The sequence below is a fragment of the Mesorhizobium sp. CO1-1-7 genome (assembly GCF_020164885.1).
Classification (GTDB): domain Bacteria; phylum Pseudomonadota; class Alphaproteobacteria; order Rhizobiales; family Rhizobiaceae; genus Mesorhizobium; species Mesorhizobium australicum.
The window spans coordinates 182,354-204,716 of sequence record NZ_JAIUHA010000004.1 but is presented as its reverse complement, the minus strand read 5'-3'; the positions used below and the strand labels follow the sequence as shown (position 1 = coordinate 204,716).

Genomic DNA, 22,363 nt, shown 5'->3' with positions numbered 1-22,363 from the left:
CCCCTCCACTCATGCGACCGGGTCGATCCAGCCATTGGGCGGCCCGAAGCCGGCCATGGCGTCCGCTGGCCCCCACGTCCTCGGTTCGTAAAGATGCGGCGGCGTGGTGTCGCCGAGCACCGGACCGACGATGCGCCAGGCGAGTTCGGCGGCGTCCTGGCGGGTGAAGAGCTGGCCGTTGCCGTTCATGGCGTCGCCGATCAGCCGTTCATAGGGCGGCATGTCGCCCTTCGAATCGTCGAGCGCGGTGAGTTCCACCTGCTCGCCGATCATGTCGTCGCCGGGCGCCTTGCGCTGGGCGCCGATGGCGATCATCACCTGCGGGTCGATGCGGAAGCGGACGTAATTCTGGTCGGCGGGCTTGATCGGGTCGAAGACGTCGAGCGGCGGCCGTTTCAGCCGCACCACCACCTCGGTGACATGCACCGGCATGTTCTTGCCGGCGCGGATGAAGAACGGCACGTCCTGCCAGCGCCAGGTGTCGACGAAGAAGCGCACCGCCGCGAAGGTCTCCACCGGCGAGTTCGGCGCCACGCCGGGCTCGGCGAGATAGCCGGTGAACTGGCCGCGCACGACATCGTCTTTCGTCAATGTCCGGATGGCGCGCAACACCTGCACCTTCTCGTCGATCAGGTCGTCGGCGGAGCGGCCGACCGGCGGCTCCATGGCCAGGAGCAGCAGGATGTTGAGCAGATGGTTCTCGATGACGTCGCGGATGGCGCCGACATCGTCATAGAACCGCCCGCGCCCCTCGACGCCGAAATCCTCCGCCATGGTGATCTGCACGCTCTCGACGTAATTGCGGTTCCAGATCGGCTCCAGCAGGGAGTTGGCGAAGCGGAAATAGAGCAGGTTCTGGATCGCCTCCTTGCCGAGATAATGGTCGATGCGGAAGATCGACTGCTCGTCGAACACCAGGTGCAGCACTCGGTTCAGCCAGCGCGCCGACTGGAGATCGTGGCCGAACGGCTTTTCGACCATCAGTCGCGCGCCATGCGCGGTGCCGGATTGCTCCAGCCCTTGCACGACGGTCTCGAACATGGACGGCGGCACCGCCATGTAATGCAGCGGCCGCTGGGCGCTGCCGAGTGCCGTCTTCAGCTTCTCGAAGGTCGTGGGATCGCGATAGTCGCCGCTGACATAGCGCAGCAGCGACGCGAACTTGGCGAAGACCTTCTCATCGACGGCGCCCAGGGCATGGACGATGCCGTCGCGGGCGCGGTCCTGCAACTGCTTCAAATCCCAGGCGTCGAAGGCGACGCCGATCACCGGTTCGGTGAGCGTGCCCTTGGCGACCATCTGGTAAAGCGCTGGAAATATCTTCTTGTGGGCGAGGTCGCCGGTCGCTCCGAAGAGCACCAGCGTATCGGACCGTTCCTGGCTCATGCGTGCGTCTCCCCTGTCGCCGTCACTTGCCGCCCTTCGGCTTTTCGATGTGCCCGCCAAAGGCATAGCGCATGGCAGACAACAGCTTGTCGGCGAATTCGGATTCGCCTTGCGAGGAGAAGCGGTCGAACAGGGCCGACGACAGCACCGGTGCCGGCACGCCGGTGTCGATCGCCGCCTTCAGCGTCCAGCGGCCCTCGCCGGAATCCGAGACCCGGCCGCCGAATTGCGCCAGACCCGGATCGCTCTTCAGCGCACCGGCGGTGAGATCGAGCAGCCAGGAGCCGATGACGCTGCCATGCCGCCACACCTCGGCCACCTGCGGAAGGTCGATGTCGAACTGGTAGTATTGCGGGTTTTCCAGCGGGCTTGTCTCGGCGTCCGCCGTCCGCTGCCGTTTGCCGGCATTGGCCGACTTCAGGATGTTCATGCCTTCGGCATAGGCGGCCATGACGCCGTATTCGATGCCGTTGTGCACCATCTTGACGAAATGGCCGGCGCCGCTCGGTCCGCAATGCAGGTAGCCATAGGGCGCGGTGCCGGCGGTCTTGTCCGGGGTGGGCGCTCCGGCATCAGCGCCAGGCGCCAGCGTGGCAAAGACCGAATCGAGGTGCTGCACGGCCACGTCGGGACCGCCGATCATCAGGCAGTAGCCGCGCTCCAGCCCCCAGACGCCGCCACTGGTGCCGACATCGACAAGATGCATGCCCTTGGTGGCCAGTTTCGCGGCCTGGTCGACGGCGTCGTGATAGTAGGAATTGCCGCCGTCGATGACGATGTCGCCGGGCTCCATCAGCGCCGCGACCTGATCGATGATCCTGCCGGTGATCGCCGCCGGCAGCATCAGCCAGACACAGCGCGGCTTGGCCAGCTTGCCGACGAATTCCTCCAGGGATGCCGCCCCCAAGGCGCCGTCGCTCACAAGCGCCGCGACGCTGGCCGGGTTGATGTCATAGACGACGCATTCGTGGCCGTCGCGCATCAGCCGCCGCACCATGTTGGCGCCCATCCGGCCCAGTCCCATCATTCCGATCTGCATGGTTTCGTCCCTGTTTCCTAGAGATTTCTGGGGTTGTCGAGGAAGGATCTACTGGCTGTCCTGCGCGCCTGACATGATGGAGAAGTCGACATTCTCCCAATCGCCGGTTCCGGGCCAGAAAAAAGTGAAGATCAGCGTGCTTCCGTTGGGGAGGCTGGCCGTGGGCAGATCGACAAGATGAAGGCCGAAAGCGTTTTCCGCTGTCCGGCTGTCGTGGGCGGTTGCCCAATTGTCCGTGCTCCAGTGGATGGTGGCCGCCGTCAGCAGCTCGACGCGCAATGTCTTGCCCTCGGGCAGTGCGCGGATCTTGTTGTTGAAGCGCCATACCCTGAACGACGATACGGTCTTGTCCTGGATGTAGCGCTTCACGCCTTGCGGCGGCATGTCGAAGACGGCGCCGTCGCGTAGCGAGCGCACCAGCTTGATGTGTTCGGAATGCGCCCAGACCAGTGGCATGGCGCTGCCCGATGGCTTGCCATGCAGCAGCTCGCGCTCGGGAATATCGGCGCCGTCCCACACCTGTTCGGGCAGCAGGCCGCCAGGCCCGGCCGACCGTTCCAGCGCATCGAGCAAGCAGGCCGCCTTGTCCTTGCGCCCGGCGGCCAGCTCGTAATGCGCCCGTTCGCCGGCCAGCAGGGGCCAGGGCCGGCCCTGGCCGGTGCCGTCGAAGGGCGTGCCATCCTCATGCTCGCCATAGCCGTCGCTGTTATAGCGGTACCAGAGCGGCCCTTGCGGCAGTTCGCAGCGCAGCTGCGCGTCGATAACCTTGACGGTATCGACGATGCGCGGATCGTCGGCGGCTCTCAGGCCAAAGCGCACCAGGGCCAGCGCGTCCGGGCTGACGATTTCCTCGGCCGGCCGGTCGGTGTCGCCGGGTGGCCGGTTCTTGATCGGCACATAGCCGTCCTTCGGCGAGCCGGCATCGGGGTCGTCTGGCGGCGCAATGCGGACGTAATAGCCGCCGACACCGACGGTCTTGCAGATGGCGGTGCCGGTGACATAGGTCCAGCGTTCGACCTGGTCGTTCCAGCAGTCGGCGGTTTCGCGCAGGTAGGCCGCCTCCGCCGCTTTGCCGCAGGCATCGAGCAGGTCGGCGCCGGCAAGCAGTGCCGCGATCTCGACGGCCAGCGTGAACGGGCTGTAGCCGGCGTCTTCTTCCCAGCGGTCCTCGCCAGTGACCGGACCATTGCGCACGACATAGGAGGCGGCGCGCTCGATCATCGGCAGGAAGGCCTTCAGCCTGGCACGCGGCAAGTGGCCAGCGCGATGCAGGGCATCCGCCAGCAGCAAGGGAAAGGCGCATTCGTCCATCTGAATGCCCGGCCAATAGGCCGTGCCGTCGAGCCAGGCGTTCTGCGGCCAATGGCCGTTCGGCTGCTGGATGGAGCGGAGATATTCCAGGATCCGCAGTGCCGAGGCGGCATCGCCGGCGGCGAGAAAGCCGCCCGCTGTTTCGACCAGGTCGCGTGGCCAGACAAGATGGTAGCCGCCGAGATCATCGTCGCCCTTGTTGAACCCCCATGGGATCGACAGGCTGGCCACCGCCGCGCCGGGCATTGCCGACGACCGGTGGGTTGCCAGCACCGCGGTGGAGACGCGGTAGCTGTTCACTCCGGGGACCGCGTGGCGGTCCAGTGGCAGCAGCCCCGCCTGCCATTCGCGCCATTGTTCGACGTAGGATTTCGCCGCCGGTTCAAAACCCCGCTTCAGGCTGGCGAAGGCGTTTTCGGCGGCTTCGTCCGATGTCGTCCCAAAACCTAGCGCCAGCTCGGTTTTTGTGTTGGCGGCGGTGAAGCCGATCTCGCCGGTCAGCGCGACATTGCCGTCCTCGGCACGCCGGCAAGCCGTATCGAGCTTGCCGGCGCTGTTGAGTTGCTGCCAGCCGTCGGAGAAGCCGACATAGCCGGCCGAGCAATCCCGCCAGGGCAGGGACGAGGCCAGCGCCAGGCAGGTGCCGCGCCCCGAGGCAAACAGGACGGGTTTTCCCTGGTACTCGCCGATCCAGGCGGTGTTGCCCATGCCGGCATTGACCAGATGCGGCGCCAGAAGCGCGTAGACGCGGTAGTCGGCCGCGGAGCCCTTGAGCGGACTGAAGGTGATTTCCTGCAGCAAGGTCGGACGCGCCGGATCGGCCACGATGCGCTTCTCGATCCGGTAGGCGCCGTCGTCGGCTGTATTGACCAGCCTGTAGGCGGGCACGCCGTCCTCGAACGGCTCGATGCCGTGCGAGGCATCGCGCTTCTCCTCGGAGAAATAGCCATCCATGCCGGTGACGATCAGGCCGAGGTCGCGCGTGCAGGCGCTGTCGACGCGCGGATAGTACACCTCGTTCAGGATGCCGTGGCTGATGGTGAACCAGACGCGGCTGGACGGCGAAAGCGCCGAGCCGACTCCGCTCTTGGCGCTTGAGGTCCAGCGCGCGGGAATTCCCTGCGCGCCCGGCGGCACAATCGGCGTCACTGCCATGCTTGTTCGCTCTCCTGGCCCGCATGCCTAGCCATCAAACGAAGCCATTTCAATCAGCGCACCGCAAGTTGATCGGCGGCGCACATCGGATTGCAGTTGACAGCCCGCCGGCCTTCTGCACTTTTGTCTGACAATAGATAAAAAACAGGATCGCAATCGCGAAATTCGTCGACAATCAAACTGATCAGCAACTCTCGGGAGGAGTATCACATGAAGAAACTATTGGTTCTCAGCACGCTTGCGGCGGTGCTCGCGGCCGGTACGGCTTTTGCCGACACCAGCGGCAAGAAGATCGCGTTCTCCAACAATTATGCCGGCAATTCGTGGCGGCAGGCGATGCTCGACAGCTATGGCATCGTCACCAAGAAGGCCGTCGACGACAAGATCGTCGGCGCGGCTGATGTCTTCACCACCGCCGACAAGGAGGTGCCGACCCAGGCCGCCCAGGTGCAGAACCTGATCCTGCAGGGCTATGACGCCATCGTCATCAACGCCGCCTCGCCGGATGCGCTCAACGGCGCCATCAAGCAGGCCTGCGATGCCGGCATCACCGTCGTCTCCTTCGACGGCACCGTCACCGAGCCCTGCGCCTACCGCGTCGTCGTCGACTTCAAGGACATGGGCAAGCAGGAAGTCGAGCAGATGGCCAAGTTCCAGCCCAAGGGCGGCAATCTGCTTGAAATCCGGGGGCTTGCCGGCACCTCGATCGATGATGCCATCCATGCAGGCATCCTCGAAGGCGTGGCCGCGCATCCCGAATTCAAGATCGTCGGTTCTGTCACCGGCGACTGGGACCAGACCACGGCTCAGAAGGCGGTGGCGACCATCCTGCCGTCGCTGCCCGACGTCGTCGGCATCGTCGACCAGGGCGGTGACGGCTATGGCGCCGCGCAAGCCTTCGCCGCCGCCGGCAAGCCGCGCCCGACCATCATCATGGGCAACCGGCAGGACGAATTGAAGTGGTGGAAGGAACAGAAGGACAAGGACGGCTACCAGACCTGGTCGGCTTCGATCGCGCCGGGCGTATCGACGCTCGCCTTCTGGGTGGCGCAGCAAGTGCTCGATGGCCGCAAGGACATTCCGCACGATCTGCTGGTGCCGTATCTGGCCTTCACCCAGGACGATTTCGAGGCGGCCCTGCCCAAGATCAAGGAGGGCGGTGTCGCCACCCACGAATACACGCAGGAAGATGCCATCGCGGCGATCAAAGCCAATATCAAGTGAAAGTCGCAGACGCGTTGCCGCGGGCATCACCGAGCGGATATCGTTGAGCATGGCTGCAGGCGACACGGACATCATCAGACTGGGCGGCGCCGAAAACCAATTCGGCGCCGCCAGTGTTGATATCGTAAGACTTGACGGTGCCGAAAAGCATTTTGGCGCCGTCAGGGCGCTGGGCGGGGTGGATTTTCATGTCGGGCCCGGCGAGTGCGTCGGCCTCGTCGGCCATAACGGCGCCGGCAAGTCGACGCTGATGCACATGGTGGCCGGGACCTCGACGCCCGACAGCGGCACGATCACCGTGCATGGCGGCATCGAGGACAACTACTCGGTGTCGCGGGCGCAGCAGCGCGGCATACGCTGCGTGTTCCAGGAACTGTCGCTGTGCCCCAATCTCAGCGTCGCCGAAAACACGCGTATCAACCATGCGTCGCTTTCCGGCTTCGGCTGGCGGCGCAAGGCGGCAGAGCTGATCGCCGCCAAGCTGGACGAAATCTTTCCGGACCATGGCATCTCGGCCTGGGACATTGTCGGCGATCTGTCGATCGGCCGGCGCCAGATGGTCGAGGTGGCGCGTGCCTTCACCGTGACGCACGACCGGCTCGACCTGGTTATCCTCGACGAACCGACCTCGTCGCTCGACGCGCACACATCGGGCCAGTTGCTGGCCTTCGTGCGCCGCTTCGTCGCTGGTGGCAAAAGCTGCATCCTGATCTCGCACGTGCTGGGCGAGGTGCTGCGGAACGCCGACCGGATCGTGGTGATGCGCGACGGCAAGGTGGTGGCGTCGGACGCGGCTGGTGCCTTTGATCGCGACCGGCTGGTAGCCGTGATGGGCGGAGCCGAGGCGCGTGCGAAGACCGCCGCGCAGGCCGCCGCCGCCAAGACAGGCGCCAATCCGCTGCGCGTGCGGGCGCGGCCGGCCGGACAGGCGGATGGCAAGGACATCGTCGCGCGCGCGGGCGAGATCATCGGCCTTGCCGGGCTGGCCGGTCACGGACAGACCGACTTGCTGCTGCGCATCTTTGATGCCGCCGCACGCGCCAAGACCGGCATCGAGGTGACGGCGCCGGTGGCCCTGGTGGCAGGCGACCGCCAGTCCGATGGCATTTTCCCGCAATGGTCGATTGCCGAAAACATCGGCATCCGCTCGCTGGCGCGCTTGCGCAACGGGCTGTTGATTTCACCCCAGCGTGAGGCCGAATTGGCCGCGTTCTGGCAGAAGAAGATCGGCATCCGCACGCCTGACATGAACAACAATATTTTCTCGCTGTCGGGCGGCAACCAGCAGAAAGCGCTGTTCGCCAGGGCGCTCGGCTCCGATGCCCAGATCGTGCTGATGGACGACCCGATGCGCGGCGTCGACATCGGTACCAAGCTGGAGGTCTACGATCTCGTGCGCGAGGAGGCGGGCCGCGGACGCACCTTCCTCTGGTACACGACCGAAACCGAAGAGCTCGACAATTGCGACCACATCTATGTCTTCAAGAACGGCCGCATCGTCGCCAATCTGACGCGCGACGAGCTGACCGAAGAGAAGATCATCCAGTCCTCCTTCGGCGATGCGGCCTGAGATGACGGCGACGCCAATCGACAATGGCTTCAAGGGATCGGCGGCACGCAATGCGGCGGCGCGGGCGCGGCTGTTGCGCGGCCTGCTGCCCGCGCTATCGCTGGCGCTGGTGTTGCTCGCGATCGCCTGGCTCAATCCGCGCGCCATCAGCTATTTCGGCTTCAGCCTGATGTTGAACCTGGCGATTCCGATCGCGCTGGCGACGATCGCGCAGATGTTCGTCATCGCCGGCAACGAGCTTGATCTCTCGATCGGCACCTTTGTCGGTTTTGTCGGTTGCGTCACCGCGACCTGGCTTAAGGATGCGCCGCTCATCGGCATCCTCATTCTCGCCGGATCGATCGGCATTTATGCGCTGCTCGGCGCGCTGATCCATCTGCGCAACCTGCCCTCCATCGTGGTGACGCTCGGCATGAGCTTCGTCTGGCAGGGCCTCGCCATTCTCGTCCTGCCAAAACCGGGCGGCAAGGCGCCGGACTGGCTGCTGGCGATCATGTCGTTCAAGCCGCCTTTCATTCCGTTTCCGATCATCGCCGCGCTGCTGATCGCGGCCGTCGTGCATTTCGGCCTGATGCGTACCTCCTACGGGGTGATCCTGCGCGGCTCGGGCGGCAATCCCGCGGCGCTCAAGCGCGCCGGCTGGTCGCTGCTCAAGACCAAGATCGTGCTGTTTGCGCTGGCCGGCCTGTTCGGCGTTCTGTCGGGCATGGCGCTGATCGGCATCACCACCTCGGCCGATGCCAATATCGGCAATGGTTACACGCTGCTGGCCATCGCCGGCGTCATCCTCGGCGGCGGCGAGTTCGTCGGCGGCCGGGTCTCGCCGATCGGCGCCGTCATCGGCGCGCTGACGCTGGCGCTGGCCGCCTCGCCGCTGCTCACCTTCATGCACATTCCGCCCGACTGGCAGGTGGCCGCCAACGGCGCCATCCTGATCATCGTGCTTGCGGCGCGGGTGCTGATCAGCCGCAGGGAAAGGTGAGCGATGGCTTCGCTGAAAACCCTGCTCACAAAACCCTGGATCTGGTCGTTTGTCGGTGCGCTGCTGGTGTGGTTGGCGACGATCGCCTTCACCGGGGGCTATGGCGGCGGCGGCATGGTCACGGCGGCATTGTCGCTTGCCGTGTTTACCGTCATCGTCGGCGTCGGCCAGATGTTCGTCATTACGCTTGGACCTGGCAATGTCGACCTGTCGCTGCCGGCCAATATCGGCCTCGCCAGCGCGGTCGCCATGAAGGTGATGGGCGGCAGCGATGCCATGATCCTGGTCGGATTGCTGGCGGCGCTCGCCTGTGGCGCCGCGATCGGGACCATCAACTATCTCTTGATCTGGGCGCTGCGCATTCCGCCGATCATCGCCACGCTGTCGGCGAGCTTCATCATCCAGTCGGTCGACATCAGCTATGGGCGCGGACTGCAGATCAAGCCGCCGCCTGGCTTCGCCGATTTCACCAACTGGCAGGTGCTGGGCGTGCCCGTGCTGGCGATCCTCACTGTGCTGTTCACCATCGGTGCGGCCATCGCCTTACAGCGCATGATCTATGGCCGCTCGGTGCTGGCGATCGGCCAGAACATCCGCGCCGCCTGGCTCGCCGGCGTCAATGTCGGGCGGATCCGTTTTCTCACCTATACGCTGTCGGGCGCGCTCGGCGGCATCGATGGCGCGCTGCTCGCCGGTTATTTCCGCGGCGCCAATGTCGACATCGGCAACGAATACCTGCTCGCTTCGATCGCCGTGGTCGTCATCGGCGGCACGTCGGTGGCGGGCGGCAAGGCGAATGTGCCGGGCGTCTGGGGCGCGGCGCTGTTCCTGGTGCTGCTGCTCACCATGCTCAACACATTCGGCGTCAGCGCCGGGGTGCGTCTCCTGCTGACCGGGCTTATCATCGTAGGGGTGATTACGGCTGCGGGCGGCGAGAAGGCGGTGCGCTGACCGCAACGTCTCCGGCGCGACCGCAGCCTATCCGCCAACCATTGGACCAGCCGGTTCCCATTCGCGGCGTGGCCTTGTAAACCGGTCCCCGATCTCAGTCGGTCTTGGGAGGCCCCCACTTGTCCAGTTCTGTCAGCGTCGCGAACGAGGGTGGCGTCGCCATCGTCACCATCGACAATCCGCCGGTAAACGCGCTGAGTTTCCACGTCCGCGAACCGCTGATGCAGGCTCTGGTCGCTTTGCGCGATGACGCATCGGTCGCGGCCATCGTCATCGCTTGCGCCGGCCGGACCTTCGTTGCCGGCGCCGACATCACCGAATTCGGCAAGCCGATGCAGCAGCCGGAATTGCGCGCCATCGTGGCGGTGCTGGAAGCCATTGCCAAGCCGACGGTCGCCGCCATCCACGGTACCGCGCTCGGCGGCGGGCTGGAATTGGCGCTCGGCTGCCATTTCCGGGTTGCCGATCAAGGCGCAAGGCTCGGCCTGCCCGAGGTGAAGCTCGGCATCCTGCCCGGTGGCGGCGGCACGGTGCGGCTGCCGCGCCTGGTTGGCGCCACCAAGGCATTGAAGATGATCGTTTCCGGTACACCGATCGGTGCCGATGAGGCATACGGCGCCGGCCTGGTGGACGCCGTTTTCGAAGGCGATCTGACCACCCACGCCGTGAATTTCGCCCGCGAAATGGCCCGCAAGGGCGGTCCGTTCCCGCCGGTGCGCGACCGCGACGACGTCCTGAAGGAGACCGACCTTGCCGCCTTCGATGCGGAGGCCGCGGATCTTGCCCGCAAAGCGCGTGGCCTCGAAGCGCCAATCGCCTGTGCGCAGGCGGTGCGCAATGCCGTCACGCTGCCCTTCGACGAGGCGCTGGCGGAGGAGCGGGCGCTGTTCGTCAAGCTTGTCGCCAGCGACCAGTCGCGCGCCCAACGGCACCTGTTTTTCGCCGAACGCGAGGCGGCCAAGCTTCCCGGCAAGGACGTCGTCAAGCGCAGGATCGCCCGCGTCGGCGTCATCGGCGCCGGCACGATGGGCGGCGGCATTGCCATGGCCTTCGCCAATGGCGGCTTTCCCGTCACCTTGCTGGAAACCAGCCAGGAGGCGCTGCGGCGCGGGTTGGCGACGATCGAGAAGAATTACACCGTCTCGGTTGCACGCGGCTCCTTGAGCGAGGATGCCAAGCGGCAGCGGCTCGCCCAGTTCAAAGGCACGATCGATCATGCCGATCTCGCCGATTGCGACCTGATCGTCGAGGCAGCGTTCGAGGACATGGCGGTCAAGAAAGAAATCTTCGGGAAGCTCGACGCGGTGGCGAGGCCGGGCGCCATCCTCGCCACCAACACCTCTTATCTCGACATCGACGAAATCGCCGCCTCGACCTCGCGGCCGCAGGATGTGCTCGGCCTGCATTTCTTCTCGCCGGCCAACGTCATGAAACTGCTGGAGATCGTGCGCGCCGAAAAAACGGCGCCTGATGCGCTGGCGACCGTGATCGACCTTGCGCGCCGGATCGGCAAGGTGGCTGTCGTCGTCGGCGTCTGCCACGGCTTCGTCGGCAACCGTATGCTGGCCGCGCGCGGCTCGGAATCCGAAGCGCTGCTGCTCGAAGGCGCAACCCCCAGCCAGATCGACAAGGCGTTCACCGATTTTGGCTGGCCGATGGGTCCTTTCCAGATGGGCGACCTTGCCGGCCTCGACATCGGCTGGCGTAACCGCAAGGCGCGGGGCCTCACGGCCCCCATCGCCGACACGCTCTGCCAACAGGGGCGCTTCGGCCAGAAAACCGGCCGTGGCTTCTATCTCTACGAGAACGGTTCGCGCACGCCGGTGCCCGATCCCGAGGTCGAGGCGCTGATCCGCGACAAGGCGGCGGAAAAGGGCATCGTGCCGCGCACGATAGACGCCGACGAAATCATCGAGCGCACACTCTATCCCCTGGTCAACGAAGGCGCGAAGATTTTGGAGGAGGGAATCGCGGCCCGTGCGTCCGACATCGATGTCGTCTGGGTCAATGGCTATGGCTTTCCCATCGGCAAGGGCGGCCCGATGTTCTGGGCCGGCCTCGAAGGCGCGGCCAGGATCGTCGGGCGACTCAGGTATTGGCATGAGCGGACGGGCAAGGATGTCTTCAAACCGGCGCCCTTGCTCGAGCGGATGGCCGAAACCGGCTCATGGGAAGCCTGATCCAGCGTAGTCAGCGGCCTGTGGGAATCACCGGATCCGCGCGTCGATGATCTCGACGAAGCGGGCGAAAAGGCCGGCCTGCGACTTGATGTTGAGCTTGCGGTAGATGTTGCGGCGATGAACCTTCACGGTTCCCGGCACGATGCGCATGGCCCTGGCGATCGATTCCGTCGAATGGCCCTGCAGCACCAGATCGACGACGTGTTTTTCGCGCGGCGTCAGCGACAGGCTTTTCCAGATATGGGCGCGGTCGAACTCGTTGACCTCGGTGATTTCCTCGTCCTGCTTCGTCTCGGCCGGTTCCTCGATGGAAAGGGTTGGCCAGCGCAGCCTGATGAAGCTGATCACCGCCGGCGCCATGTCGCGCAGCAGCCTGGCATCGGCGGTGCCGAACGGACCGGAAGCGCTGAGCCGCATCAGCGACAGCACCAGCGCGTCCTTGCCCGGCAGCGGCACGAAGAAGCCGACTTCCTCGGCCAGCCTGGTCTGGCTGTAATAGGAGCGAAAATATTCGCTGGCGTAGAAGCGATCAGGAGCCAGTTCGCGCATACGCCAGAACCCTTCCTTGCGCTCGACCGCCGCGTGATGGAAGGGGTCGAGCAGATAGGGGCCTTCCTGATAGAGCGCGACGAAGACGTGGCTTTCGGCCGGCGTGAAGGTCTCGAACAGCAGTGGCGGGCGCGCGGCACCCCGATAGCCGAAGATCACGCAATGGTCGAAGCCGACATGCTGCCGCAGCCAATCCACCATCGCTTGGCCGAAGACATCCCCGCTCGTCTCCCGCGTCGCCGCGACAAGCGTGGCGAGCCGGCGGTATTCGTCGCTGCGGGAAGCGCTCAATCCAATACCCCCTTAAACGGGAAAATAGATCAGATATACCACCTGCGAGGTATATACTAGCTGCCATTAGCTCTGGTAGCGTCTTGAAATCGCATCGTCCTGGAGCCCGCAGCCTTGACCGCAGTGCCCGACATCGAATTTCGCGGCGTCGCCAAGCGCTATGGCGCGGTGACCGCGGTCAGCGGCATCGACCTTGCCGTGCCGCCCTCCGCCTTCGTTGCGCTGCTTGGACCGTCCGGCTGCGGCAAGACCACCTGCCTGCGCATGATCGGCGGGTTCGAACAGCCGAGCGAAGGCCAGGTGTTCATCCGTGGCCGGGACATGGCCGGCACGCCGCCCTACCGACGGCCGGTCAACATGGTGTTCCAGCAATACGCGCTGTTTCCGCATCTCGATGTCGAAGCCAACGTTTCCTACGGGCTGCGCCAGGCAAGGCCACGGCTGTCGTCGCGCGATATCGGCCGGCGGGCCGGCGAAGCGCTCGAAATGGTGCGGCTCGCCGGCTATGGCGGCCGCAAGATCCACGAACTGTCCGGCGGCCAGCAGCAGCGTGTCGCGCTGGCGCGCGCATTGGTCAACAAGCCGGCGGTGCTGCTGCTCGACGAACCGCTGGCGGCGCTGGACAAGAAGCTGCGCACCGACATGCAGATCGAGCTGCAGAACCTGCAGCGCGAGATCGGCATCACCTTCGTGCTGGTGACCCACGACCAGGAGGAAGCGCTGTCGATGAGCGATTTCGTCTGCGTCATGAATGGCGGGCGCATCGTCCAGCTCGGCCAGCCGAGCGAGATCTATGACGAGCCGGCCGACCTGTTCGTCGCCGATTTCGTCGGCAAGACCAATCTGTTGAGCGGCACCGTCGCCGGGCACACGGGCGACCTGGTGGACGTGGCGCTGGCGGACGGCACTGTGGTCGCGGCGCGCAAGCGAACCGCGCTTCGACAAGGCGAGACCGTCTCGGTCAGTCTGCGTCCCGAATCACTCAGCCTTGGCGCTCCCGAAAGCGGTCCGCTCAAGGGCATCGTCCGCAACCGGATATTCCTCGGCTCGACCGCGGAATACGCGATCGAAGTGCAGGGCATCGGCACTTTGCTCGCCAAGGCCGATCACCTGATCGGCCAAGGCAATCTCTTCAAGCCGGGTGAACCCGTCGCCATCGGCTATGCCACGGGAACGCCGCTGGCGTTTCCGGAAACCAAGAACAACGGGACCAACCAGAGGGTAAACAAACATGTCGAAATCATATCGTGACGGACTGCCGATAAGCCCCGAGAATTTCGTCGACCAGCTGATGCGCCTGAAGCGCGGCTCGATCGGCCGCCGCGACTTCCTTGGCCTCACCGGCCTTGGCATCGCAACGGCGGTGATGGCGCGCGAGATCGGCATCATGCCGACCCCTGCCTTCGCCGCCGAAAGCCTTGGCGACCGCATGTCGATCGCCACCTGGCCGAATTACCATGACCCGCAGACCTTCGAGAACTTCAAAAAGGACACCGGTGTCGCCGTCGAGGTCAACGTGTTCGGCTCCAATGAGGAGATGCTGGCCAAGCTGCAGGCCGGCGCCTCGGGCTGGAGCCTGTTCGTGCCGACCAATTATACGATCTCGACCTACAAGAAGCTCGGCATTATCGAGCCGCTGGAGATGGCGAAGCTGCCGAATTTCGACGGTACGCAGGAAGATCCGCGCTTCACCTCCGAGGGCACGATCGACAAGGTGATCTACGCCGTGCCGAAGAACTGGGGCACCACGGGCTTTGCAGTGAACACCAAGAAGCTGACCAAGCCGATGACGAGCTGGAAGGAGTTCTGGGATACCGCCATGGCCGAGGGCGATGGCCGCACCATGGTGCACGACTACCAGCTCACCACCATCGGCAACGCGCTGAAATATTACGGCTATTCGTTCAATTCGCTGAAGCAGGACGAGCTCGCCAAAGCAGAGGAACTGCTGCTGAAGGTCAAGCCGCATCTGTTCGCCGTCTCGTCCGACTACCAGCCGGGTATGCGTGCGGGCGACGCGTGGATGACGATGTGCTGGACCAATGACGGTGCGCAGCTGCATCGCGACATTCCCGAGATCGCCTATGTGCTGGGCAAGGAGGGCGGCGAGATCTGGACCGATTTTTATGCCATCCCGAAGGACGCGCCCAACAAGCCCGCCGGTTATGCGCTGCTCAACTATCTGATGAACCCCCAGGTCGCGGTGAAGGAGCACCTCGCCAACGGCGCGCCTTCGACGGATGCGCGCGTCAACAAGCTGCTGCCCAAGGAAGTGCTCGACAATCCGATCCTCTATCCGGCGGCGGAGCTGTTGACGCCGCTCGAATTCGGCGCGGCGGCAACGCTGACCGACCCGGGCCGTGCCGAACTGATGGCGCGCTTCAAATCGGCTTGAGACTGGCCTGGATAAAGACAATCGACCGGCGGGCCCATGCTCGCCGGCACTGGGGCGGTTTCGATGCACGGCAACAGATTTCGGCGTAATTTCCTGACCGCCTCGCTGCTCGCGCCGGCGACGGCATGGCTGGTGGTCTTCCTGGTGCTGCCATTCATCGCCATCGCCGTGTTCAGCGTCGGCGAGCGGGCGCCGGAGGGCGGCTACCAGGCAGCCTTCACGCTGGCGCAGTATGCCAATCTCCCGGCACGGGCGACCGCGTTCTGGAACACGATGGTGCTGGCGCCAGTGGGCGCGCTCGCCTGCCTGCTCGTCGCCTATCCCGTCGCTTATTACCTCGCCCTGCGGGCGCCGCAGCGCTGGCGGCTGATCCTGCTCGCGCTGGTCGTCATTCCGTTCTGGACCAGCCTTCTGATGCGGACCTATGCGTGGATGTACATTCTGGGTGGACGCGGCATCCCTGCGCTGCTCGCCTTTGCCGGCATCGAGGATGTCAGGTTGATCAACACGCCGGGCGCGGTCCTGCTCGGCATCGTCTACGGCTATCTGCCGCTGATGATCCTGCCGATCTATGTCAGCCTCGAACGGCTCGACCGAAGGCTGCTGGAGGCCTCCGCCGATCTCGGCGCGAGGCCGTTGTCGACCTTTCTCGGCGTGACCCTGAAGCTGTCGCTGCCGGGCGTGATGACCGGCTTCTCGCTGGTCATGATCCTGCTGCTCGGCGAATACCTGATCCCGACGCTGCTTGGCGGCGGCAAGGTGTTCTTCATCGGCAACGCGCTGGTCGACCTCTTCCTGCAGTCGCGCAACTGGCCGTTCGGGTCGGCCATCGCGATCACGCTGGTGCTGGTCTCGGTGGTGGTGCTGATTATCGCCAACCGCATTTCGAACCGCGTTGCGGGCGCTCGCCGGGTGGACCTCATCTGATGCGCGCCTTCGTCATTGCCGTCTTTGCGTTCCTCTATCTGCCGATCGTGCTGGTCGTGCTGTTTTCCTTCAACGCCGGCCACCACGCCAGCGAGTTCACCGGTTTCTCGGTGCAGTGGTATGGCAAGGCCCTGTCCAACCCGTTCCTGGTCGAGGCGCTGAAGAACAGCCTGTTCATCGCCAGCACCAGCGCCCTGCTGGCGGCGGTGTTCGGCACCGCGGCGGCGCTTGGCCTGGCGCGTGTCGGCGCCAGAACCCGCGCCGTCTTCGACGGGCTGCTTGGCGCGGCGATCGTCGTTCCGGGCGTCGTCATCGGCATCTCGACGCTGGTCGCGCTCGTTCAGCTGTTCGCGGTCGTCAATCCGTTCCTCGCCTCGGTCTGGCCGGGCGACCAGCCGCCGCGCCTGTCGCTCGGCTACGGCTCGATCATCGCCGCGCATGGCCTGTTCTCGATGGCGCTGGTGACGATGATCGTCGGCACGCGGCTCGGCAGCCTCGATCGTAATCTGGTCGAGGCCTCCAGCGATCTATACGCCACGCCGTTGACGACCTTCCGCTCGATCGTCCTGCCGCAGATCATGCCGGCGGTGGTCGCCGGTTTCCTGCTCGCTTTCACCTTCTCCTTCGACGACTTCATCGTCGCCTTCTTCGTCGCCGGCGCGCAGACGACGCTGCCGATCTATGTCTTTGCCTCTATCCGGCGCGGCGTAACGCCGGAGATCAACGCCATCGCGACGATCGTGCTCGTCGCCTCCGTCCTGCTCGTGGTGCTTGCCCAATGGCAACTGCGCCAGCGCAAGCCGTCAAACTGAAAGCCGCTCCATGATCCTCAAAGACCGCATCGCCGTGGTGACAGGCGCCGGCTCCGGCATCGGACGTGCCGGCGCCATGATCATGGCCAGGGAAGGCGCGGTGGTCGTCATCGCCGACAGGGACGGGGCCGCCGGCGAGGCAGCGGCTGCGGATATCCGGGCGGCGGGCGGCCGGGCCGAGGCGATCGCGACCGACGTCTCGAACGACAATGCGATCGACCAACTCATCGTCGGCACGCTCGACAGACATCAGCGCATCGACATCCTGCATAATCATGCCGGCATCCAGGTCGGCGGAACGCTGACCGAGGTCGAGACCGCCGGCATGGACGCATCCTGGCGGGTCAATGTGCGGGCGCAATTCCTCGCGGCGAGGATCGTGATGCCGTCGATGATCGCGCAAGGCGGTGGCGTCATCCTCAACACGGCTTCGAATTCGGGTGTGTTCTACGACCGCGAGATGATCGCCTATGCGACGTCGAAACATGCCGTGGTGGCGATGACCAGACAGATGTCGCTCGACTATGCCCGGCACAATGTGCGCGTCAACGCGCTCTGCCCGGGCTGGGTCGACACCCCATTCAACGAGCCGTTCATCGCCCAGATGGGCGGACGCGAGGCGATCGAAACCTATGTCCGCACCAAGATCCCGATGGGGCGCTGGGCGGTGGCCGAAGAGATCGCCGAGGCGATCCTGTTCCTGGTCTCGGACCGTTCATCCTTCATGACCGGGCAAGCGCTGGTGATCGATGGCGGCGAGAGCATCGGCTGACGCTGCTTTCATCGATCGACCTTTCCCAGTTCAGCCCCGCTTTTTCTGTCGTTTCGCGGGATGCCGGACGGCACAAGACCATGGTCTGGCGGGCATGGGACTTCAGTGCCAAGCCAGGTCAAAGCGGTATATTTCCTTATCTTTTCAAGTGGTTGTTGATCCGACGCAGCGCGCGCTCTCGGATTGAGACCGCATTTGTCTAAAGTTTACCGGGTATGATTAGCGATTTCTCATACGCAGGTGGTTCAGCGGTGGGCGAGTGCGGCGATTCCCGAGGAGATTAGCATGACAAACCGGAAAACACTGTTCGCGGCCGTGGCCGCATTGGCGCTTCTGGCGTCTCCGGCGCTCGCCGGCAATGGGCATGGCAATGGCGGCGGCAATGCTGGAGGCAATGGCGGCGGCAACGGCAATGGCGGCGGCAATGGCGGCACCCATGGGAATGGCAACGGCAACAGCGGTGCTTCGCACGGCAAGTCGTCGGCACCGGGACGGGCAGCCAAGACGGACACCGACACAACGGCCGACGCCACGGTCGATACGAACACAAAGGTCTCGTCCGTGCCCAAGGAGAAGAATATCCACGCCAAGCTTGGCCGGCTGAACTCGCTGCAGCGCAACGTCAACGCCTATATGAACTCCAAGAGCAAGAAGTTCGCCGCCGTTCAGGCATTCGTGACGCAGTCCGCGAAAGCCAAGAACGCGCAGACCGCGGCTGCGGCGGCCGCTGCCACGGCTGCCGCGGCCCAGGCTCAACTGGATACGCTGAATTCGCAGTTGAGCGCACTGACGTCGCTGTCTCAGGCCGAAATCGACGCCATGACAGCCGAACAGCAGGCGGCCCTGCCCGGCCAGATATCGGCACTGCAGGCTGACATCACTGCCCAGCAGGCGGTGGTCGACGCCGACAATACTGCGGCCGATGAGGCTGCGGCCGCGGCTGCGGCGGCAGCGGTCGGCACCGATGATGCATCGCTCGATTCGGCGCTGACCGACATGGCCAACAAGCCGGTCGACGCCGAGGTCACGGCCTGGGCCCAAGGTGTTCTTGCCGGCAAGATCGACCAGACGGCGGCCAAGCTTCAGGCGGGAACGACGCCGTAGCGGTTCGTCGCTGAAAAGGCCGTAGTCACCAGAGGAGATGCCGCTGGGCTTGGCCTGGCGGCATCGTTTTCCTCCTGGAGCCGTTCCCGTTCAACGACAACGCAGAACCGCTTCTCGCTTCGACCCGATTGTCGGCGAAAAAAGCCGAGCGCGGCTTGTCGACTGGCTGGTGGCCAACAAGACCGGTGGTGAGCGCATCAGGGCGGGCCTGCCGAGAGGCTTGAAATGCGGCGACAAGACCGGGACCGGCGAGCGCGGCAGTACCAATGATGCCGCCGTCATCTGGCCGGCCTCGGGCAATCCGGTTCTGATGTCGATCTATCTGACCGGCACCGAGCAGAGCCTGAACGGCGCGGCTCTGCCGCGCCGCCGGTTTCACACACATCCAGCCGTTCCGGGTCATGCATCAACGTCTTCCGGCTGAAGCAATCGTTGCGCGAGCACCTCAATACACTCGACCATCTCGACAACCGGCGATATGAAATGGGTGCCGATCTGTTTCGCATCCACCTGCGCCTCTCCCGCAGCCGGCGGCCGCAGGCGGCCAGGCACGGGGCCGCACTGTTCGGCGTGATCAGCCGGCCGGATTGAAGAGGATGAATTGACGCGTAAAGCCAGCCCGACCATCGCGCTGTTTTCCAAGGCGGGCTCTGGCGCCGCGCTGAACTGCATTGGCATCGCACAGGCCTTGCGCGCCCGGGGCGCCCAGCCTTCATCCACCACGGCGGCAATAAAAGCTTTTGCGAGGCGCTGCGCTTCGGCGTGCCGTCGCTGATCATGCTCTATTGCTGGGACGACAATGCGCAACGCGCCGGAGAGACCGGCGATCATATCGGCCGCGACGGCTGGACCGAAGGGGGATTGAAGAGAGCCATTCTCGGCCTGCTGGCCGATGACGCCACGCCCGCCCGCCTCAGGGACAATGCAGCAGCCGAGATGGCGCTGAAATCCGGAACGGACGTGGCCGCGCAAGCCATTCTCTCCCCGATACGGACATGAACGAAATGCTTGATAAGAACACGAATACCGCAATCAACGACCCCAAGGCCTGGCTCACGCAGCACGGCATCACCGAGGTCGAGTGCCTGGTGCCCGACATGAACGGCGTGTTGCGCGGCAAGGCGCTGCCGACCGCCAAACTCCTCAAGGCGCTGGAAGACCGCGCGCTCTACCTGCCGAGCAGCGCCTTCCTGGTCAGCATCGACGGTCGCTATTCCGGCTCTATCGACGAGGATTTTGCTTATTCGGACCCCGACATGCGCATGGTGCCCGATGTCTCGACGCTGTGCCTGGCGCCGGGTGCGGGGGCGGGCAAGGCCTATGTCTTCGCCGACGCCTTCCACATGGACGGCAGGCCATGGATGGCCTCGCCACGCCATGTGCTGCGCGCCGTGCTCGATCTCTATCGCCAGCGCGGCTGGGGCGCGGTGGTGGCGCCGGAACTTGAATTCTATCTGACCGCACCGAATCCCGATCCGGACAAGCCCCTCACCGCCCCGGTCGGCGCCAATGGCCGCGCCGAGGGTGTGCAGCATCCCTATGACATGGCCGCGCTGGAAGAATTCGAGCCGGTGATCCGGCGCATCTACGACTATTCAGCGGCGGCCGGTCTGCCGCTCGATACGCTGATCCATGAATCGGGCACGGCGCAGCTGGAAATCAACCTGCTGCATGGTGACGCCCTGCCGCTGGCCGACCAGGTGCTTTTGTTCAAGCGGTTTACGCGCCAGGCCGCGCAGCAATGCGGCATGCATGCGACCTTCATGGCCAAGCCGATCGCGGCCCAGGCCGGCAGCTCGATGCATCTGCACATGTCGGTCGTCGACGAGGCCGGCAATGCGCTTTTCGCCAGCGGCGACGATGCCGACACCGGGATGTTCGGCCACTTCATCGGCGGATTGCAGAAATATGTTCCGGAAATCATGCCGCTGTTCGCGCCAAACGTGAACTCTTTCCGCCGCATAAGGCCCAACCACAGCGCACCCGCCAATATCGAGTGGTCGCATGACAACCGCTCCTGCGGCCTCCGCGTGCCGGCGGGGGGACGCGCAGCGCGGCGGGTGGAGAACCGGCTGCCTGGGGCGGATTGCAATCCCTATCTGGCGATCGCCGGGTCGCTGCTTGCCGGCTATCTGGGCGTCGAGCAGAAATTGGCGCGCTCGGCCGAGGCGTCGGGCAATGCCTACAAGATCAGGAGCACGCTGCCTAAGACCATGGAGGAGGCGCTGGATCGTTTCGAGGCTTGTGCCCCGGTGCGAGAGCTGCTCGGCGAGGACTTCTTCCAGACCTATCTGCGCGTCAAGACCGTCGAACTCGACCTGTTCCAAAGCGTGGTGACGAGCTGGGAACGCGACCATCTCTTGCTGAAGGTGTGATCATGGCATCTTCAACGGGTTTCAATTCCGGTCTCGACATCGGCAAATCCTACTACGTCGCCACCGCCAATCCGGCGCCGGACCATCCGGCGCTCGTCGGCGATGCCGAAACCGACCTGGTCGTCGTCGGCGGCGGCTGCACCGGGCTGTCGGCCGCCCTTCACGCCGCCGAACGCGGGCTGAAGGTGGTGCTGCTCGAAGGCGGCAAGATCGGCTGGGGCGCATCGGGCCGAAATGGCGGCCAGATGATCCCCGGCCTGCGCAAGGGCGCCAAGGGCCTGGTCAAGCTCTATGGAGCCGAGCGCGCCAAGGTACTGTTCGATCTCGCTTTCGAGGCGCGCGGCCTGGTGCTCGACATCATCGAACGCAATGCCATCGAGTGCGATCTCAGGCTGACCGGCCATCTGGTCGGCGCGGTCAACGGATCCGACCTCAAGGATCTGGAAGAAGAGGCCAAGTGCCTCGAGAGCGTGATGAAATTCCGCGATGTCGAGATACTCTCGGCGGCGGCGGCTCGGGCCAAGGTCGACACGCCTTATCATGGCGCTATGTATGAGCCGCTCGGCGGCCACATGCATCCGCTCAACTACACGCTTGGGCTTGCCCGAGCGGCTGTCGCGGCCGGCGTGGTCATCCACGAAAACTCGCTGGCCGTGAAGCTGGAGCGCGAACCCTCGATCCGGGTCTCGACGGCAAAGGGATCGGTGCGGGCCAGACATGTCGTGCTGGCGGGCGACGCGCTGCTCAACGGGCTGGAGCCGCGCGTCAACAGTCGCATCATGCCGGTCGGTAACTACATTGTCGCCACCGAGCCGCTGGAGGGCGCGCGCAACGTCATCCCGGCCAATGTCGCGGTGTCCGACACACGCTTCGTCGTCAACTATTACCGGATGTCCGCCGATGGACGCCTGCTGTTCGGCGGCGGCGAGCGCTACACGCCGTCACCGCCGGCCGACATTGCCGGCTTCGTGCGGCCGCACATGGAGAGCACCTTTCCGCAACTCAAGGGCTGCCGCATCGACCATGCCTGGGGCGGGCTGGTGTCGGTAACGACGTCGCGGCTGCCGCATGTCGGGCACTATGGCGAGGTCTATTTCGCGCACGGCTATTCAGGCAAGGGCGTCATCCTGTCGACGCTCTCGGGCAAGCTTTTGGCCGAGGCGATCACCGGCGATGCCTCACGGCTCGACCTGTTCTCGACGCTGACACCAATGCCGTTCCCGGGCGGCACGGCGCTGCGCGGGCCGCTCTATGTGCTGGGCATGCTGTGGTACGCGATGCGGGACCGGATCAAGCATTGAGGGCGCTATTTAGACGCTGGCGGGCCAACGCCAGGGAAG

General features: G+C 64.8%; 19 protein-coding genes. 14 read left to right on the top strand and 5 right to left on the bottom strand.

Features of this window, described 5'->3' with window-relative positions; genetic code table 11:
* Positions 1 to 9: 9 nt before the first annotated feature.
* Genes zwf through LB516_RS10215 form a run of 3 tightly spaced genes read right to left on the bottom strand, consistent with a single transcriptional unit; the run spans position 10 to position 4,891 of the window.
* A complete protein-coding gene (gene zwf, locus LB516_RS10225; protein WP_140618399.1) occupies positions 10 to 1,386 on the bottom strand; it encodes a glucose-6-phosphate dehydrogenase in 1,377 nt (458 codons plus the stop codon).
* Between the two features lie 22 nt (positions 1,387 to 1,408).
* Entirely contained in the window at positions 1,409 to 2,425 is a 1,017-nt protein-coding gene (gene gnd / locus LB516_RS10220) for a phosphogluconate dehydrogenase (NAD(+)-dependent, decarboxylating) (protein ID WP_140618400.1), read from the bottom strand.
* Positions 2,426 to 2,473: 48 nt separating this feature from the next.
* The gene (locus tag LB516_RS10215; protein WP_224719467.1) at positions 2,474 to 4,891 is read right to left on the bottom strand and encodes a glucan 1,4-alpha-glucosidase; all 2,418 of its coding nucleotides are present in this window, start codon (positions 4,889 to 4,891) and stop codon (positions 2,474 to 2,476) included.
* A gap of 210 nt (positions 4,892 to 5,101) precedes the next feature.
* On the opposite strand from LB516_RS10215, the gene LB516_RS10210 reads away from it, so the two are divergent.
* The 5 genes from LB516_RS10210 to LB516_RS10190 all read left to right on the top strand — a co-directional run bounded on the left by LB516_RS10210 (position 5,102) and on the right by LB516_RS10190 (position 11,798).
* The gene (locus tag LB516_RS10210; protein ID WP_015315081.1) at positions 5,102 to 6,115 is read left to right on the top strand and encodes an ABC transporter substrate-binding protein; all 1,014 of its coding nucleotides are present in this window, start codon (positions 5,102 to 5,104) and stop codon (positions 6,113 to 6,115) included.
* A gap of 49 nt (positions 6,116 to 6,164) precedes the next feature.
* Positions 6,165 to 7,685 (top strand): sugar ABC transporter ATP-binding protein, encoded by a 1,521-nt coding sequence (locus tag LB516_RS10205; protein ID WP_224719466.1) that lies wholly within the window; start codon positions 6,165 to 6,167, stop codon positions 7,683 to 7,685.
* Between the two features lies 1 nt (position 7,686).
* Positions 7,687 to 8,667 carry an ABC transporter permease gene (locus tag LB516_RS10200; RefSeq protein WP_015315083.1) on the top strand — a complete coding sequence of 327 codons (981 nt, stop codon included), beginning with the start codon at positions 7,687 to 7,689 and terminating at the stop codon, positions 8,665 to 8,667.
* Between the two features lie 3 nt (positions 8,668 to 8,670).
* Complete coding sequence (locus LB516_RS10195) at positions 8,671 to 9,618, top strand: ABC transporter permease (RefSeq protein ID WP_015315084.1); 948 nt, start codon at positions 8,671 to 8,673, stop codon at positions 9,616 to 9,618.
* Positions 9,619 to 9,737: 119 nt separating this feature from the next.
* Positions 9,738 to 11,798, top strand: a complete 2,061-nt coding sequence (locus tag LB516_RS10190) for a 3-hydroxyacyl-CoA dehydrogenase NAD-binding domain-containing protein (RefSeq protein WP_224719465.1) — start codon at positions 9,738 to 9,740, stop codon at positions 11,796 to 11,798.
* Between the two features lie 27 nt (positions 11,799 to 11,825).
* On the opposite strand, the gene LB516_RS10185 is transcribed toward LB516_RS10190, so the two are convergent.
* Complete coding sequence (locus LB516_RS10185) at positions 11,826 to 12,638, bottom strand: response regulator transcription factor (RefSeq protein WP_224719464.1); 813 nt, start codon at positions 12,636 to 12,638, stop codon at positions 11,826 to 11,828.
* Between the two features lie 114 nt (positions 12,639 to 12,752).
* Here LB516_RS10185 and LB516_RS10180 point away from each other — a divergent pair, with 114 nt between their 5' ends.
* From LB516_RS10180 to LB516_RS10150, 7 genes are all read left to right on the top strand, one after another.
* Positions 12,753 to 13,889 carry an ABC transporter ATP-binding protein gene (locus LB516_RS10180; RefSeq protein WP_224719463.1) on the top strand — a complete coding sequence of 379 codons (1,137 nt, stop codon included), beginning with the start codon at positions 12,753 to 12,755 and terminating at the stop codon, positions 13,887 to 13,889.
* Positions 13,870 to 15,033, top strand: a complete 1,164-nt coding sequence (locus tag LB516_RS10175; protein ID WP_015315088.1) for a PotD/PotF family extracellular solute-binding protein — start codon at positions 13,870 to 13,872, stop codon at positions 15,031 to 15,033. The genes LB516_RS10180 and LB516_RS10175 overlap by 20 nt, the downstream gene beginning before the upstream one ends.
* A gap of 63 nt (positions 15,034 to 15,096) precedes the next feature.
* A complete protein-coding gene (locus LB516_RS10170; protein ID WP_224719462.1) occupies positions 15,097 to 15,960 on the top strand; it encodes an ABC transporter permease in 864 nt (287 codons plus the stop codon).
* Positions 15,960 to 16,772 carry an ABC transporter permease gene (locus LB516_RS10165; RefSeq protein ID WP_015315090.1) on the top strand — a complete coding sequence of 271 codons (813 nt, stop codon included), beginning with the start codon at positions 15,960 to 15,962 and terminating at the stop codon, positions 16,770 to 16,772. Before LB516_RS10170 ends, LB516_RS10165 begins: the two co-directional genes overlap by 1 nt.
* A 10-nt stretch (positions 16,773 to 16,782) precedes the next feature.
* Complete coding sequence (locus LB516_RS10160; RefSeq protein WP_224719461.1) at positions 16,783 to 17,544, top strand: SDR family NAD(P)-dependent oxidoreductase; 762 nt, start codon at positions 16,783 to 16,785, stop codon at positions 17,542 to 17,544.
* A 285-nt stretch (positions 17,545 to 17,829) separates the two neighbouring features.
* Positions 17,830 to 18,648, top strand: a complete 819-nt coding sequence (locus tag LB516_RS10155; protein WP_224719460.1) for a hypothetical protein — start codon at positions 17,830 to 17,832, stop codon at positions 18,646 to 18,648.
* A 37-nt stretch (positions 18,649 to 18,685) separates the two neighbouring features.
* Positions 18,686 to 19,072, top strand: a complete 387-nt coding sequence (locus tag LB516_RS10150; protein ID WP_224719459.1) for a serine hydrolase — start codon at positions 18,686 to 18,688, stop codon at positions 19,070 to 19,072.
* Here LB516_RS10150 and LB516_RS29115 read toward each other — a convergent pair.
* A complete protein-coding gene (locus LB516_RS29115; RefSeq protein ID WP_224719458.1) occupies positions 19,048 to 19,620 on the bottom strand; it encodes a hypothetical protein in 573 nt (190 codons plus the stop codon). The genes LB516_RS10150 and LB516_RS29115 overlap by 25 nt on opposite strands.
* Positions 19,621 to 19,652: 32 nt before the next feature.
* On the opposite strand from LB516_RS29115, the gene LB516_RS10140 reads away from it, so the two are divergent.
* The gene (locus LB516_RS10140) at positions 19,653 to 21,023 is read left to right on the top strand and encodes a glutamine synthetase family protein (RefSeq protein ID WP_318011813.1); all 1,371 of its coding nucleotides are present in this window, start codon (positions 19,653 to 19,655) and stop codon (positions 21,021 to 21,023) included.
* Positions 21,024 to 21,025: 2 nt separating this feature from the next.
* A complete protein-coding gene (locus LB516_RS10135; protein ID WP_224591888.1) occupies positions 21,026 to 22,324 on the top strand; it encodes an NAD(P)/FAD-dependent oxidoreductase in 1,299 nt (432 codons plus the stop codon).
* The last annotated feature ends 39 nt before the right edge of the window (positions 22,325 to 22,363 follow it).

Excerpts from the sequence above, each read along its gene's own strand:
- zwf (WP_140618399.1), bottom strand. The coding sequence starts at position 1,386 with ATGAGCCAGGAACGGTCCGATACGCTGGTGCTCTTCGGAGCGACCGGC.
- gnd (WP_140618400.1), bottom strand. The coding sequence starts at position 2,425 with ATGCAGATCGGAATGATGGGACTGGGCCGGATGGGCGCCAACATGGTG.
- LB516_RS10215 (WP_224719467.1), bottom strand. The coding sequence starts at position 4,891 with ATGGCAGTGACGCCGATTGTGCCGCCGGGCGCGCAGGGAATTCCCGCG.
- LB516_RS10210 (WP_015315081.1), top strand. The coding sequence starts at position 5,102 with ATGAAGAAACTATTGGTTCTCAGCACGCTTGCGGCGGTGCTCGCGGCC.
- LB516_RS10205 (WP_224719466.1), top strand. The coding sequence starts at position 6,165 with ATGGCTGCAGGCGACACGGACATCATCAGACTGGGCGGCGCCGAAAAC.
- LB516_RS10200 (WP_015315083.1), top strand. The coding sequence starts at position 7,687 with ATGACGGCGACGCCAATCGACAATGGCTTCAAGGGATCGGCGGCACGC.
- LB516_RS10195 (WP_015315084.1), top strand. The coding sequence starts at position 8,671 with ATGGCTTCGCTGAAAACCCTGCTCACAAAACCCTGGATCTGGTCGTTT.
- LB516_RS10175 (WP_015315088.1), top strand. The coding sequence starts at position 13,870 with ATGTCGAAATCATATCGTGACGGACTGCCGATAAGCCCCGAGAATTTC.
- LB516_RS10170 (WP_224719462.1), top strand. The coding sequence starts at position 15,097 with ATGCACGGCAACAGATTTCGGCGTAATTTCCTGACCGCCTCGCTGCTC.
- LB516_RS10165 (WP_015315090.1), top strand. The coding sequence starts at position 15,960 with ATGCGCGCCTTCGTCATTGCCGTCTTTGCGTTCCTCTATCTGCCGATC.
- LB516_RS10160 (WP_224719461.1), top strand. The coding sequence starts at position 16,783 with ATGATCCTCAAAGACCGCATCGCCGTGGTGACAGGCGCCGGCTCCGGC.
- LB516_RS10155 (WP_224719460.1), top strand. The coding sequence starts at position 17,830 with ATGACAAACCGGAAAACACTGTTCGCGGCCGTGGCCGCATTGGCGCTT.
- LB516_RS10150 (WP_224719459.1), top strand. The coding sequence starts at position 18,686 with ATGCCGCTGGGCTTGGCCTGGCGGCATCGTTTTCCTCCTGGAGCCGTT.
- LB516_RS10140 (WP_318011813.1), top strand. The coding sequence starts at position 19,653 with ATGCTTGATAAGAACACGAATACCGCAATCAACGACCCCAAGGCCTGG.
- LB516_RS10135 (WP_224591888.1), top strand. The coding sequence starts at position 21,026 with ATGGCATCTTCAACGGGTTTCAATTCCGGTCTCGACATCGGCAAATCC.